General features: G+C 47.3%; 12 protein-coding genes. 9 read left to right on the forward strand and 3 right to left on the reverse strand.

The window, feature by feature from the left end; translation table 11 throughout:
• Nucleotides 1-60: 60 nt before the first annotated feature.
• Both tyrS and ABD880_RS02785 read right to left on the reverse strand, forming a co-directional pair.
• Nucleotides 61-1,365 (reverse strand): tyrosine--tRNA ligase, encoded by a 1,305-nt coding sequence (gene tyrS, locus ABD880_RS02780; protein ID WP_345164108.1) that lies wholly within the window; start codon nucleotides 1,363-1,365, stop codon nucleotides 61-63.
• 142 nt (nucleotides 1,366-1,507) lie between these two features.
• Nucleotides 1,508-2,818: a MutS-related protein gene (locus ABD880_RS02785; RefSeq protein WP_345162115.1), complete on the reverse strand. Its 1,311-nt coding sequence runs from the start codon at nucleotides 2,816-2,818 to the stop codon at nucleotides 1,508-1,510.
• A 216-nt stretch (nucleotides 2,819-3,034) separates the two neighbouring features.
• Between ABD880_RS02785 and holA the strand changes: the two genes are divergently transcribed.
• The 9 genes from holA to trmB all read left to right on the forward strand — a co-directional run bounded on the left by holA (nucleotide 3,035) and on the right by trmB (nucleotide 14,147).
• Nucleotides 3,035-4,087: a DNA polymerase III subunit delta gene (gene holA, locus ABD880_RS02790; protein ID WP_345162117.1), complete on the forward strand. Its 1,053-nt coding sequence runs from the start codon at nucleotides 3,035-3,037 to the stop codon at nucleotides 4,085-4,087.
• Nucleotides 4,088-4,303: 216 nt separating this feature from the next.
• Complete coding sequence (locus ABD880_RS02795; RefSeq protein WP_345162119.1) at nucleotides 4,304-7,336, forward strand: tetratricopeptide repeat protein; 3,033 nt, start codon at nucleotides 4,304-4,306, stop codon at nucleotides 7,334-7,336.
• Entirely contained in the window at nucleotides 7,333-9,006 is a 1,674-nt protein-coding gene (locus tag ABD880_RS02800; RefSeq protein ID WP_345162121.1) for a TonB-dependent receptor, read from the forward strand. Before ABD880_RS02795 ends, ABD880_RS02800 begins: the two co-directional genes overlap by 4 nt.
• A gap of 6 nt (nucleotides 9,007-9,012) precedes the next feature.
• A complete protein-coding gene (locus tag ABD880_RS02805) occupies nucleotides 9,013-10,215 on the forward strand; it encodes an HU domain-containing protein (RefSeq protein WP_345162123.1) in 1,203 nt (400 codons plus the stop codon).
• Between the two features lies 1 nt (nucleotide 10,216).
• On the forward strand, nucleotides 10,217-10,927 hold the full coding sequence (locus ABD880_RS02810; protein ID WP_345162125.1) for a MotA/TolQ/ExbB proton channel family protein: 711 nt from the start codon (nucleotides 10,217-10,219) through the stop codon (nucleotides 10,925-10,927).
• Nucleotides 10,927-11,328: an ExbD/TolR family protein gene (locus tag ABD880_RS02815; RefSeq protein ID WP_345162127.1), complete on the forward strand. Its 402-nt coding sequence runs from the start codon at nucleotides 10,927-10,929 to the stop codon at nucleotides 11,326-11,328. The genes ABD880_RS02810 and ABD880_RS02815 overlap by 1 nt, the downstream gene beginning before the upstream one ends.
• Nucleotides 11,329-11,334: 6 nt before the next feature.
• A complete protein-coding gene (locus tag ABD880_RS02820; protein ID WP_345162129.1) occupies nucleotides 11,335-12,177 on the forward strand; it encodes a hypothetical protein in 843 nt (280 codons plus the stop codon).
• 20 nt (nucleotides 12,178-12,197) lie between these two features.
• Nucleotides 12,198-13,487, forward strand: a complete 1,290-nt coding sequence (locus ABD880_RS02825) for a bifunctional folylpolyglutamate synthase/dihydrofolate synthase (protein ID WP_345162131.1) — start codon at nucleotides 12,198-12,200, stop codon at nucleotides 13,485-13,487.
• Between the two features lie 3 nt (nucleotides 13,488-13,490).
• Complete coding sequence (gene trmB / locus ABD880_RS02830; RefSeq protein WP_345162133.1) at nucleotides 13,491-14,147, forward strand: tRNA (guanosine(46)-N7)-methyltransferase TrmB; 657 nt, start codon at nucleotides 13,491-13,493, stop codon at nucleotides 14,145-14,147.
• 255 nt (nucleotides 14,148-14,402) lie between these two features.
• Here the strand turns inward: trmB and ABD880_RS02835 are convergent, their stop codons facing one another.
• Nucleotides 14,403-15,023, reverse strand: a complete 621-nt coding sequence (locus tag ABD880_RS02835; protein ID WP_345162135.1) for a phosphoribosylanthranilate isomerase — start codon at nucleotides 15,021-15,023, stop codon at nucleotides 14,403-14,405.
• Nucleotides 15,024-15,148: the final 125 nt, after the last annotated feature.

Genomic DNA, 15,148 nt, shown 5'->3' on the forward strand with positions numbered 1-15,148 from the left:
ATAAAAAAAGGCAGGTGTAAAAACCTGCCTTTTTTTATGCTTCAGCCATACGGCTTGTATCTATAGTGCTTTCACTAAATAGTAGTTCTTTTTACCCTTTTGCACCACCAGGTATTTGCCCTGTAACAGGTCTGAGGTGATGTTTTCGTCTGGTTTGGCCACCTTCTGGCGGTTAATGCTCACGCCGCCGTTCTGGATCATTTTCTTGGCCTCACCCTTAGACTCGAAAATCTGGTTTTGGGTCATTTCAGACAAGAAATCCACCGCCTGGGCGCCGTTGGCTAAATTTTCTTTAGAAATTTCTATCTGCGGTACACCCTCAAAAACGGCCATCAGGGTAGACTCTGGCAAACTGCGCAGGGTCTCCAAATCTCCTTTCCCAAATAGGATCTGGGAGGCTTCAACGGCTTGTTCATAGTCTTCAAGTGAGTGCACCGTGGTGGTCACTTCCTTGGCCAATGCCTTTTGCAAGACGCGTAGGTGCGGTGCTTGTGCGTGCTCTTCCACCAGCGCGGCAATCTCTTCCTGGGTTAGCAAGGTAAAGCGCTTAATCAGGTTCTCAGCCTCGTCGTCACCCACATTCAGCCAGAATTGGTAGAACTTGTATGGGCTGGTCATGTTGGGGTCTAGCCACACGTTGCCACTCTCAGACTTACCAAACTTGCTGCCGTCTGCCTTTGTCACCAAAGGCGTAGTAAGGGCGTAGGCTTTGCCGCCTTCCATGCGACGGATCAGTTCTGTGCCCGAGGTGATGTTCCCCCACTGGTCAGAGCCACCCATCTGTAGGCGCACGTTCTTGTGCTTGTACAGGTGCATGTAGTCATAGCCTTGCAAGAGCTGGTAAGAGAACTCGGTGAAAGAAAGACCTTCGGCGCCGTCTTCGCCTTCTTGGGCGGTGATGCGCTTCTTAACAGAGTCTTTCTTCATCATGTAGTTCACTGTGAGGTGCTTGCCCACATTACGCAGGAAATCCAGGAAGGAAAAATCTTTAAACCAGTCGTAGTTGTTGACCATCTCGGCAGCGTTGGGCACATCCCCGAAGTTCAGGAACTTCTCCAGCTGCTTCTTGATGCCATTCTGGTTGTCGCGCAGCACCTCCTCAGACAGGAGATTGCGCTCAGCTGACTTTCCAGACGGGTCCCCAATCATGCCCGTGGCACCGCCTACCAACGCGACAGGCTTGTGGCCGGCACGCTGCAGGTGCACCAACAGCATAATGGTGGCCAGGTTGCCTATGTGCAGGGAAGAGGCCGTAGGATCAAAGCCTATATAGGCCGTGGTCATCTCTTTCTGGAGTTGCTCTTCTGTGCCTGGCATGGTGTCCTGTAACATCCCGCGCCAGCGCAGTTCTTCAATCAAATTCATGTAGCTCATTTTTAACCTGGTCAAAGATACGTTACATCTTTTAATTTGACAGAAGCAAGTACAGGCAGGAGGGATGCTTGTCGTTTTTTGCCTGTTTTCCAGAAATCAGCCCGAAAACGAAAAATATCTTGGTAGTTAAGTTTTATAAGCGGTTTAAATTGGTGCCGTTTTCCTGAAGCAAATCATTCAAGCCAAGCTGGTCAAAAAGTATTCTGCCAATTTTTAGTTGCGAAGAGCCTGGCCTTAGTTGGTAGCTAAAGGTTGGGATTTCTTCCTGGACTTGGCAATCTAAGAAGAAAGGTTGCACTCCTCCTTTAGCTGGGCCACCCAGGTCAAGGTGGTTGATTACGTGTGAGGAAACCAGAAAGAAAGAACCTTTAAACTGGGTTAATCCTGATATCGTATTCAGAAGAAGGTCTTTTGCGTCTTCTGGGTTGGTGCCTTTGAACAGCTCGTCAAATACTGCAAAAGTGGGACTCTCTTTGGACTTGAGGATTACCTCTTTTACTGTTCTCAACTCATGCATAAAGTGACTGTAACCGTTGGTCAAATCATCTTTAGCATGGATTGAAATGGTTATGCAAGAGAAATAAGGAAGTGAACAATATGTGGCAGGCACGGCAGCGCCTATGTGGGCAAGGTACACGCAAAGTGCTATGCTTTTGAAGAAGGTAGACTTACCAGACATATTGGGTCCGGTCAACAGCATGACATTGTCCAAACCTGTTAGAGTAACAGAATTTTTGACAGGTTCTTTTAAGAAAGGATGGTAAAAGTCCTCCAACTTAAAATGCTCTGAATCAAAGATAGGAAAGACCAGGTCTAACTTCTTCATGCCTTTCGCCATAGAGAAATAGGCTTCAAATAGGAATAGGAATTCCCAGGCCTGGTTAAGGTCTCCTTGGCCATATTGGTGTAGGCGCTTCTCCAAGAGCAGAACATGCTTGTTGCTGAATTTGTCCTGCCTTAGTAGAAGCAAGAAAGTGGCCATGGCAGATTTCTCATACAAGGATTTAAAAAGGTTTACACCTTGCTGTAGCTCTATTGGAAGTTTAGAAGTGATTAATCGTGAAAAATACTTAGTGGTTAAATGTTCAAAGAGGAGGAGTAATTGAATCAATTTGGATCGTTTACTTGCTATTTCTATTTGCTTGGTTTTATATGTAAGTATATGAACTAATAGATTGGGACTTTTCTGTAGGTCTTGGTGGTGAAGGTTAGAACAGTATTCATATGCCTCTCTACAATCTATTACCTTAAAGTTAAAATCCTCCAGAACATCCCAGTGCGTATGCAAGGCTTTAAAAATTTCCTGCCGTTGCAAAACCTCTTCAAGGGTATTAGGGATTACAGAGAATAACTTTTTAAGTGTCTGATGACCTTTTTCAGTTATAGTGTAATCGAAAAGTGGTACAATCTTTTCTTCAATATCCAAGTCTTGAATGGTATACATAGGAGAGGCGCTTTAAATAGTATTTACGCTATGTATTCATAACTGCCCTACCCTTGAAATAGTATAAACCCTTTTTGACACATGTCGTTTTTGGCCTGTTTTCCAGAAAACAGGCCAAAAACGATCATAGCGTATTTTGTCTGCTGGCATAGTGGTTTGGTTTGCGGGCATGCGTAACTTTGGGTTCTTGTTTGACCAATCCTGTACCTTGCATCCATGGCGCTGACCGCTGACGATATCCTTAAACAACTCAAGAACCGCGAATTTGCACCTGTGTATTTTCTGCAGGGCGAAGAACCGTACTACATTGACCTCATCTCTGACTACATAGAGCAACATGCCTTGAATGAGATGGAGAAAGGCTTCAACCAAGTGGTGATGTATGGCAAAGACACAGACATCTCCAACGTGTTGTTGCAGGCCAAGCGGTTTCCCATGATGTCTGACCGGCAGGTTGTGATTGTCAAAGAAGCACAGAACCTGCAAAACCTGGAAGCTGATCCTGAGAAAGACCCGGCGGCCAAACAACTGGACGCCTACCTGGCCAACCCATTGCCATCTACCATCTTGGTGTTCTGTCACAAGCACAAAGTGCTGGACGGTCGTAAGCGCTTAAGCAAAGTATTAAGCAAACAGGCCGTTCTGCTTACTACTAAAAAGCTGTATGATAACCAGGTGCCGGGCTGGATTACCAGTTATCTCAAGTCCAAGAACCTGCAGGCCACGCCGCAGGCGGTCATGATGTTGGCAGAGTACATTGGCGCTGACTTATCCAGGCTCACAAATGAGATTGAGAAGCTCACCATCAACCTGAAGCCCGGCCAGACCATTGATGATGGCGTGGTACAGGAGAACATTGGCATTAGTAAGGAGTTCAACATTTTTGAGTTGCAGACGGCCATCATCAAGCAGGACGTACTCAAGGCCAACCGCATCTTAAATTACTTCGCATCCAACCCTAAGGACAATCCCTTGATTCCTAACCTGGTGCTGTTGTTTTCATTCTTCTCCAAGTTATTAACCTTGCACATGCTGCCGCAGGTGAACGAGCAGACGGTGGCCAAGAGCTTAGGTAACCGCGGCTTTTTGGCCAAGGAATATATGCTGGCCCTTAGAAATTACCCCTACAGAAGAGTATTGCAGATCATCAGCTTTTTAAGAAAGGCAGACTTGCAGAGCAAGGGCGTAGAAGGCGGCAGCCTGCCAGATGATGCCATTTTAAAAGAGCTGGTTTTCAAAATCATTCACCCGGTGCCTGTCATCAAGTAAATCCGTTTTTGGCCTCTTTTCCAGAAAACATGCCAAAAACGATATGTTAAAGTGCCTGCGGCAAATGCTAAAAACAGAAAACCGTCGTTGTAGAAACATCAAGGAAAAGGCTGAGCTTTGGGTCTGTTCCAAGCAATAATTTCCTATTTTTGAAGGAAAGGCTTTGGCGCCGCAGAGAATTTTCTGCCGGGCGGCCATTTTCTAATACACCACACTATGAAACTACCCCACAAGTTAGCTTTGGCCACGGCCTTGCTGGGAGGCGCTCATGCCGCTCAGGCACAGCAACCCCAGACATTCCGTTCTGAAGAGCGCTTTTACCAGGAAGGTCTGGAACTGTATGACCGGGAAAAGTTTGGTGCCGCCCAACAGGCGTTCGCAGAATACATACGGCTCATCAATGATCCTACCAGAACCGCAGACGCCCAGTACTATTACGCGGTTAGCGGCCTGCACCTGTTCCACCCAGACGCTGAGCAACTAGTTCTGCAGTTTGCCTCGCGCTATCCTGCCCACCCAAAGGCCGCCTCGGCGTTTTTTGAGCTGGGAACGTCCTTCTTTGATAAAAAGAGTTATGACAAGGCCATCCAGTATTTGGAGAAGGCACCCGCCGACAGGCTGGATGACGCGCAATTGAAAGAGGCTGAGTTCAAGCTGGGGTATTCCTATTTTGCCAAGAAGAATTTTGACAAGGCCAAGACCTTGTTTGATAGAAACAAGAAAGGCACGCATGCCTATTCCTTCGCGTCCAGTTACTATGCTGGTTACCTGGCCTATCGCAATGGAGACTATATTGGCGCCAAACTAGATTTAAAAGTAGCTGAACAGAGCGAGGATTACAGAACCATTGTGCCGTACATGCTCACAGAGGTGTTGTACAAAGAAGGCAATTTTGGCGAAGTGATTTCTTACGGTGAGAAATCCCTGAAGATGACGCCAAAGGTGCAGAACCCAGACGAGATTTCTCTGCTAGTGGGCGATGCCTATTTCCAGCGCAATGATTTTAAAACCGCGGCCCAGTACTTTAAAGGCTACGCCGAAGGAAAGAAAAACCTTGACAAGACGGTCCAGTATAAGATTGGCTTCGCGGATTACAAAAATGGCAACTTTAAAGGCGCCATCCAGAATTTAAAACCGGTGGCGTTCCAGTCTGACTCTTTGGGGCAGAATGCTTCTTACCATCTAGGGTTAAGCTACCTAAAGGATAACAACAAGCAATTTGCGTTAGGCGCCTTTGACCAGGCCCGCAAACTCAATATTGATAAGAATGTAAAGGAAGGCGCTACGGTAAAATACGCACAGCTGAACTATGAACTAGGCAATTTTTCTGAGGTGATCAATTCCTTGGCATCTTTCAACAAAGACTTCCCTAATTCTAAATCTGGCGACGAGGCAGATGACTTATTAAGCGAGGCCTATCTGAATTCCAGCAATTACTCAGAAGCCATTCAGCACATTGAAAGCCTACCCAAACGCAGTCACCGCATCAATGAAACCTACCAACGGGTAACCTATTACCAAGCAGTAAAGCTGTACAACGACCAGTTGTTCCAGCAGGCGGTGGCATTATTGGACAAGTCTCTGGGCTTTCCGTATGACAAGGAGATTCAGGCGGGCAGTAACTTCCTGAAGGGCGAGGCTTTCTCCATTGGGCAGCGCTGGCCGCAGGCCATCAACAGCTATGGGGCCGTTTTCCAGACGCCAAATTCTGGCCGTACCGAGTTTTATGTAAAGTCACGTTACGGCATTGGCTACGCGTACTACAACAACAAGGAATATGAGAAGGCCTTGACGCACTTTAAGGCCTACCTCAATGACAACTCAGTAAAAGCGGGCAACCCAAACTACGCGGACGCCATGTTGCGTCTGGCAGACTGCTACTACGTGACCAAGGATTATGGCAACGCGCTGGAGTGGTATGATAAGGCTTTGGCGGCCAAAACCCCAGACGCTGATTACGCGCTGTTCCAGAAAGGCGTGGTCTACAGCCTGACTAATCGCCGCGATGACGCCATTAAGAGTTTGCAGACGGTTATCAGATCTTATCCAAAATCACGCTACGCTGATGACGCCGTGTACCAGAAAGGGATTATTGATTTTGAGAACTCCAACTATGCGCCAGCCATTGCCAGTTTCAGTGACCTCATAGACAACAGACCCGGCAGTTCTCTGGTGCCGCATGCTTTACAGAAAAGAGGCGTGGCCAACATGAACCTGCGCAAAATGCCAGAGGCCATTGCTGACTTCAAACGCGTGATAGACCAGTACCCAACGCACCCTATTGCCAACAACGCCATTTACAGCTTGCAAGAGGCCTTAGGTGAAAGCAACCAAACCGAGCAACTGGATACCTATCTGACCAAATTCAAGGCAGCCAATCCAGAAAGCGATGCTCTAGAAAGCGTTGAGTTTGAAGCCGCCAAATCGCTTTACTTTAATGAGAAATACAAGCTGGCTATTCCAAAGTTTGAAGCTTTCTTGAAAGCTTATCCGGCTAGTTCCTCTGTGGCCAATGCCCGTTATTTTCTGGGTGATTCTTACTATAGAAACGGAGACAAGGCCAATGCCTTGCGTAGCTTGAAAGAGGTAGCCCTGGAAGGAAAATCTGAGTACCTGACCAAAGCCGTGCAACGCGTGGCAGACATGGAGTTTGAGGCCGGAAACTATGCTGAGGCGGCTAGCTTCTATTCAAGACTGAGAGACCTGGCGGTGAACAAGAAGGAGCAGGCCAACGCCTTAAAAGGATTGATGCAGAGCTTCTACTTCACCAATGACTTCAACAACACCATTCTCATTGCAGACGAGTTGATAGCCCGCGGCAATGCTACCTTGGACGCCTATAACTCAGCCTTGTTATTCAGAGGGAAAGCCAATTATGCGCAGGGACGTCTAGACCAGGCCATTAAGGAGTTCAGCACCGCGGCCACGTCTGCTACGGACGTAAACGGCGCCGAAGCGCATTACCTGCTCTCAGAAATCTATTTCAAACAGCAGAAATACAAAGAGGCTTTAGACCAGGCCTTCGCGTTTAGCAAGACCTTCGGGGATTATGAGAACCTGCTAGGCAAATCCTTCTTGCTGATTGCCGATGTGTACGTAGCCCAGAACGAAGTCTTCCAGGCCAAGGCTACCTTGAACTCCATCATTGAGAATTCACCAGACAAAGAGATTGTAGCAGCCGCCAAGGTGAAACTGGCCGAGCTGGAAAACAAGGTGAACACCCCATCTTCAAACGAATCAGAGCAATGAGATATACCACAGCGTTAGCAGGCATTTCGGCCCTGTTTTTATTCGGATTGGCTCCAGCCACCTCTCAGGCCCAGACGGGCTGGGGCGAAGGCGGGAAACTGGAGAATGCAGAAATTGTAGTAGAGAAGAACCGCACCCTGGAATTGCCCGAGGCCAACCGCAACTTTGAGAAATTCAGAATAGCGCCGCCTAAGTTGCAAGACCGTCAGGTGACGTACCGGTTCAATGAATACCGCCTGCCCGAGCATTTCATCAACCTTCCCATGCGGGTCTTGACCATCCGTCAGGAAGACTTGACTAAGTTGTATGGCAACTATGTGAAAGGCGGGATTGGCAACATTGGCACGGTCTATCTGCGCGGCTACTTCCATAATAAGCGCGACAACAATGCCTCTTATGGCGCAGAGGTAGGGCACGTTTCTTCAGGAGATGGTCCCATCCAAAACTCAAACGTGGCCAGTAGTTTTGTTCAGGCCCACGGCGAGATGTACAGCGGCCCGGTTACCTTGGGCGGACGCGTGAAATATGACCGTGACCAGAATAATTTCTACGGCTTTGACCGCTTTGTGGAAGTAGATAGAGACTCTGTAAAACAAGTATATAACCGCTTCTTGGTAGAGGGTCACTTGAATAACCTAACCGACTTAAACGCGCCTCTGCAGTTCAATGGTAAAGTAGGGTTAACCTATACGGCAGACAACTTCTCAGCAAAAGAGACCAATGTATATGGGATTGGAGGTCTTAACTATGAACTGGGCAAGGATTCCAAAATTGATGTAAAACTAGAAGCCGGGTACACCAACCTGAAAGACTCTATCTCCATGGGCCGCGGGTTCTTTAAAGTTCGTCCAGCCTACACCAAGCAGGTAGACAAGCTTGGGTTTGTTTTGGGGGCTACCATTGCCTATACCGGTGATACCATCAATGATGCGCGCCAGTTTAACATCTATCCAGCGGTTGAGGTAAACTACCAGGCCATTGAAAACAAGTTGGTTTTATTTGCCGGTGCCGGTGGAGACTTGCAACGCACCACCTTGTATAGCCTGAGCAAGGAAAACCCCTGGCTGAACCATAATGTGCAGGTGGCAGACGTCAGCAAAGGCCTTGAACTATACGCTGGGGTGACGGGTAACTTGGGCAAGAACGTACAGTTCACGGGTAAGCTGGCCCACCAAAGCTTTAGAAACCTGTATTTCTTCAACAACGCTGCTAAGGACTCTTCAAGGTTTGACGTGGTGTATGATGACGGCGTGACGCAGGTGTTCAATATTTACGGAGAGCTTTCTTACAACCAATCAGAGAAATTTAGAGTGGGGTTGAAGGCAGAAAATAACCAGTACACAACTGCCTCACTGGCAGAGGCCTTCCACAGACCAAGCACCATTTTGACGGCGTTTGGTTCGTATAATCTTTCTGATAAGATTCTCTTCAACACCGAACTTTATTATATTAGCAGTTCCTTTGGGCAAATTGCGCGTCCAGACGGCTCCATGGCTTTGCGTGAGACAGACTCCATCATGGACCTGAACATCAAAGCCGACTACCGTTTCTCACCAAGATTTTCTGCCTTCATAATGGGCAATAACCTGTTGAGCAACGAGTATGAGCGGTTTGTGAACTACAGAACCCAGGGAATTTCTGTGATAGGTGGCGTCACCTATTCATTTTAAGAGAATATGATTCAGCGGCACATAAAATCTTTGTTGTACACGTATGACTGCGTCATCATCCCAGAGTTTGGGGGCTTGATTACGCATTATACATCGGCTAAAATCCATCCGGTAAAACACACGTTTTCACCGCCCTCTAAGCGCATTGCCTTTAATGAACAGTTAAAGGTAAACGACGGCTTGTTGATCACCACGCTGGCACACCAACAGCAGTGGCCTATGGCAAAAGCACAGCAAACGGTGAATGAGTTTGTGCGGGACTTGAAGGAGCAACTTCAAACCAAACATCAGTTTGAGTTGAGCGAGGTAGGCATGTTTAGGTACAACGCTGAGCGCAAGCTGGTGTTTGAAAGCCTGGACCAGGAGAATTTTCTAGAGCACAGCTTCGGTTTGCCTGAGCTGGTATCAAAACCTATCCTGGGCAAAGACACCTTGTTATTGCGTGGCAAATTCCAAGACCATCCGGCCAAGGCAGAAGCAGGTTTAAAGCTGGGCAGCCGCTTGCGCAAACTATTAAACGTAGGCGCGGGTCTGGTAATTGGCGGCATTGCCATTTCTGGGGTGTATTTCTATTCTCTGCAGAATGACGTTGCGCTTAGCTCATTGAATCCCTTTGACATGATCTCGGCTTCTAAGGAAGTAGCAGTTGTGGCTCCCAAAGAAGTAGTGGTTGAAGAGAAATCTTCAGCCATGGATGCCTATGAGCAATCTTTGTTGGCGGCGCAAACTGAAGCTGATTCTGCAATGGTGGGTGAAGATGGTTTCACAGGTGCCACAGAAGAGCCTGTTTTAGCCCAGAATCCGGAAAATAGCCCAAAAACGGAAGTGTCTAAACCAGAAGTTGTTATAGTGCCTGAGGTGAAGGAAGAAGTGAAGAAAGTGTCGCCTGTTGTTCCGGAAAAATCTTTAGTGGCTGCCCCGAAAGTTGAAGCCAAGGCTGAAACGAAAGTTGCTAACACTACCACAATTAAAGGCAAGACAGACCGTTTCTATGTCATCATGGGGGCCTTCGCAGAGAATGAGTTTGCCCGCATGAATCAAAAGAGTCTCAGTAAGAAGGGATTCAATGCCAAAACAATTCTTCCCTCAAGAGAAAGCAGATGGCACCGTGTGTCTGTAGCAGACTTTGCCACCGAGGCAGAGGCACAGGCCGCCTTACCAACCTTACGCAAAGACGTAAGTCAAGAACTTTGGGTACTTAACTATTAACATGAACGTCCTATTCCTTCAAATCACCACGCCAGCCACCACCGCGGTTGCGGATACCACTGCCAATGCGGCGGCTGTTGCTACCCAAGAATCAGTATCCTTATTAGACTTAACCATGGCCGGCGGCTGGGCAATGTTCCCACTGGCGGCTTTGTCTTTGGTGGCCATTTATATTTTTGTGGAGCGTTTCCTCACCATAAAAAAGGCCTCGCGCAATCCCGCTGATTTTATTGGGCGGCTAAAAAGCTTAGTAATAGCCGGCGACATACAAGGGGCCCGTATGCTATGCGCTCAAACCAACACGCCCATTGCCCGCATGCTGGAGAAAGGAATCTCTAGAATTGGACAGCCTTTAAAAAGCATTGAAGCTTCTATTGAAAACGTTGGTAAGATTGAGATTGCCCGCTTAGAGAAAAACCTTTCTGGTTTGGCTACGGTAGCAGGAGCGGCCCCCATGTTGGGCTTCTTGGGTACCGTAACGGGTATGATTGCCGCCTTTATCGCCATTGCCCAGGCAGAAGGGTCCATTAGCCCTAAGTTGTTGTCTAGCGGTATCTATCAAGCTATGGTGACCACTGCCGCCGGGTTGATCATTGGTCTGCCTGCGTATGTGGCGTACAATTACCTGGTGTCAAAGATTGACAGCATCATCCATGACATGGAGTACAGCTCTATTGAGTTTATTGACCTCTTACAAGAGCCCCAAGCATAATGAATTTACGTTCCAAGAATAGAGTCAACCCAGAGTTTAACATGTCCTCTATGACGGACATTATCTTTCTGCTGTTGATCTTCTTTATGTTGACTTCCAATTTTGTGACGCCTTCTGGCTTGCCGGTTAACCTACCTACCAGCAAAGCCTCTGAAATTGTCATGCAAAAGATAAGCGTGACCATTACAAAAGATCTGCAGTATTCTATCAATGAACAAACTACCACCCTAGAAGCCTTGCCTGCCCAGTTAGAAGAGGCATTGGCGGGAACCGAACAGGGAGAGGGGGTTGTTGTTTTACATGTAGACAAATCCGTTCCGGTAGAGCATTTTGTGAAAGTGGCCGGCATTGCAAATAATTTGAAGGCTAAGGTATCTATTGCCTCACTTCCCTCTGAATAAAGTATCATGGTTGTCACCCAGGAAGAAGAAAAGAACAGAAAGATAGCAATGGGCGTGAGTGCAGCTGTGCACTTGATCCTCTTGCTGTTGCTGTTTTATATCATGGCTTGGCAGGCACCAGATCCGCCTTTAGACCAACTTGGGGGCATTGAAATTTCTTTTGGAACTACTGAGACGGGTAGTGGCGACACCCAGAGCAAGGCTTCACCCAATGAGTCTACCAACCCAGAAGACAGTGCTCCGGCCGCTGAGGCACCCAAAGCTGTTCCAACGCCACAAGCACAACCCAAGACGGCCGCTGCACCAGTAGAAAAGGTAGCCACCACCACGGCTGATGCTCCCGTGAGCGTGAAAGAGGAGAAGGTAGAACCTAAACCTGAACCTGTCAAGGAAGAGCCTAAAAAGGTAGATAACAGAGCGTTATTTCCAGGTAAGGCCAAAACAGGAACCGGTAACGGTACAGCCGGCACCAGCAACAATCCCACCGGCAATAACAACGGTGATGAAGGCACGGTAGGTGACAAAGGCCGTCCGGAAGGGCAATACCCTGGCAAGAAAACCGGTGCAGGCGGTAGCGGAGGCGGTCCTTTGAACATGCCGGGCTGGCGTTTTGACATTGAACCCCGCACCGACCCGTATGACAATGAGAGCGGCAAGGTGGTCTTTAGAGTACGCATTGACAAAGACGGCGAGATTACAGGCCTGGACGTGGTAGAAAGCAACGTAAGCCCGCAAGTGGTGAATTGGTACCGCAACGAAGTGCGTAAGACTTCTTTTAGCCGCATAAAAGGCAACGACAGCAACACTGGGGCCTCTGGCCTCATCACCTTCATTATTAGAGCAAATTAAATCATCATAAGCCTATCTTCGTGACCTACGAGCAAGCCTTAGAATACCTATACCAGCAGTTGCCGATGTTTCACCGCATCGGCAATTCTGCTTTTAAGAAGAGCCTGGATAACATTATCGCGCTCACCCAAGCCCTTGACAATCCGCAGGGACACTTTAAAACGGTGCACGTGGCGGGTACCAATGGTAAGGGAAGTTCTTCTTCCATGCTGGCGGCCATCTTGCAGGCAGCCGGTTACAAAACCGGCCTCTATACGTCTCCGCACCTTAAAGACTTCACGGAACGCATACGGGTGAACGGGGAGATGATCTCAACGGATAAGGTGACCCGTTTCACCGAGCAGCACCAAGGATTGTTTGAGCAGGTAAAACCTTCTTTCTTTGAGATGACGGTGGCCTTGGCCTTTGAGCACTTTAAAGAAGAACAGGTTGACATTGCCATTATTGAAGTGGGTTTGGGCGGAAGGCTGGATTCTACCAACATCATCACGCCGCTGGTTTCGCTTATTACCAACATTGGCCTGGATCACCAAAGCCTGCTGGGAAACACCCTGCAGGAAATAGCCAGTGAAAAGGCGGGCATTATTAAGCCAGGAGTTCCGGCAGTATTGAGTTTAACCCAAGAGTCAGTTTTAGCCCAATTCCTGGAAAAGAGCCAAAAAACGGGAAGCCCATTATTTTTTGCAGATCAAGAATATCGCGCAGAACCGAAGGGGCAGCAAGAGCACTTGGCTGTGTATGATGTCTATCAAGGCAATAACTTGCTCCTAAAGGACTTGGAATTGGCCTTGCTAGGCAAATACCAGCAGCAGAACCTGCCAGGTGTCTTAAAGACGATAGAGATCTTACAAACCAAAGGCTTTAATATTAACCAGGACCAAATAAGGGAAGGGTTAAAGCACCTGCAAACGCTTACCGGATTAAAAGGACGGTGGCAAATCCTTGGTCAGGAGCCATTGACTATCTGTGATACCGGGCATAACATTGACGGCATCCGGCAGGTGGTAGAACAATTGTGGGCACTTAGAAAACCTGTTCATTTTGTGTTTGGAGCAGTGAATGACAAAGACGTCTCCAGCATTCTCAGGCTGTTACCGGTTTCTTATAAGTATTATTTCTGTCAGGCGCAGATACCAAGGGCCTTGCCGGTGCAGGAACTCTGGGAAGAAGCGCAGTTTGCGGGCTTAAAAGGGAACACCTATCCTACGGTAGAAGATGCCATCTTGGCCGCCAAAGCGCATGCCTTGCCAGATGAGGTAATATTCATTGGCGGTAGTACCTTTGTAGTGGCAGAAATAGCCGAACTATAATTCATGGGTAGAGGAAAACTAGAGAAATTTGCCGTCAACGCCACCCGCGCCAATGTGGTGGAGCCCGGCAAAGAGAATTTTGAAAAACTGAAAGGCCGCTGGAACAGCGACTTCTTCTTAAAAGACCAACCGCTTATCTTAGAGGTGGGCTGTGGCAAAGGAGAGTATACCGTGGGCATGGCCCAACGGTACCCAGAGAAAAACTACCTTGGCATAGACATCAAGGGAAACCGCATCTGGAAGGGGAGTTCCTTGGCCATAGAGGCTGGCTTGTATAACGTTGGCTTCCTGCGGATATTCCTGGAAAACCTGGATCAGCACTTCGGGGAGCAGGAAGTGGATGAGATTTGGATTACCTTCCCAGATCCCCAGCCCCGCAAGCGCGACATCAAACGCCGTCTTACTTCACCAAGGTTTCTGGCCATGTACGAGCGCATTCTAAAGCCCGGAGGCAAGCTGCACTTAAAGACAGACAGCGATTTATTGTTTGAATATTCTTTAGAAGTGTTACAAGAACGCAATGCCTCTAACTTGTTGCACACCTTTGATTTATATCAATCAGATTTGCAGGAGCACACCATGGGGATCTATACCACTTTTGAGAAAAAATACCTGGACTTAGGCGTACCCATCAAGTACCTGCAATACACGGTTTCTTAATGTGTTAATTGAATTTGAAAATTTGAAGATGTGCAAATTTGAAAATTCAACCTTCTCAAATCGTTTTTAGCTTGTTTTGTAGAAAATAGGCCAAAAATAAAAAAGCGCTGACTTTGGTCAGCGCTTTTTTTCTATACATTAATATGGTATGATATTCTACTAGGACTGTGTATTCTGATAATTTTCAAATTTGCACATCTTCAAATTTTCAAATCAAAATAGCACATCAGGACATTAATCCATTAGCACAATAGCCTAGTCTTCTAGCTGCTCAAAAATCTCCTCTAATTCGTCAAAGTCCTTAAAGCCAGGTCTGATTTCTTGTCCGCCTTTCAAGGCAATGCCTGCGGGGTGTATTTTCTCTATAGCTTCTTTGGTGTTTTCTTTAGTAAGACCGAATCCAATTAGGACAGAGTATTTTGCTGAGAGGTCGCTCAATAAGCCATGGGTAGCAGAGTCAATAGAGGTAAGCTCCGTAGAGTCAATCAAGAAGTATTCCACATGGGGTTGATACAGCTCTAGAAACTGCAATAGGTTCTGCTCGTCAGTGTCCTTGTCTATCAAGACTCTTAGGATCACCGGTAATGGGATCTGCTCCAGTTCCTCAATAAGGAAGACGGTGTTTAGTTGCAGCATATCCAAAGGATACTTCTGCAACAGCGGCTGAATGTCTTCTACCGGCATTTCGTCAATTTCTCCTACCAGCTTTACGCCGGCCACCCAGCCAGATATTTCTTTAAAGGCCTCTGGAGAGGTATACGCGGGAGTGTTTTCTTCTACAGAGAAACCCAGCATTTCAACGCCCATACCAGCGCAATAGCGGGCATCGCTAAGGTTAGAGATTTGATTTACTAAAACTATTGTGCTGAGTGCCATGCGTTTTTATCGTGTTTTACTGGAAATAGACCAAAAATGAAGGGTTGTTAAACCAAATGTAATTCTTTGTATGGTTTTAACTATTCCAGAGGTAGAAAAAGTATCCCAACCGGGATATTTATGGA

The organism is Nibribacter koreensis (genome assembly GCF_039541795.1).
Classification (GTDB): Bacteria; Bacteroidota; Bacteroidia; order Cytophagales; family Hymenobacteraceae; genus Nibribacter; species Nibribacter koreensis.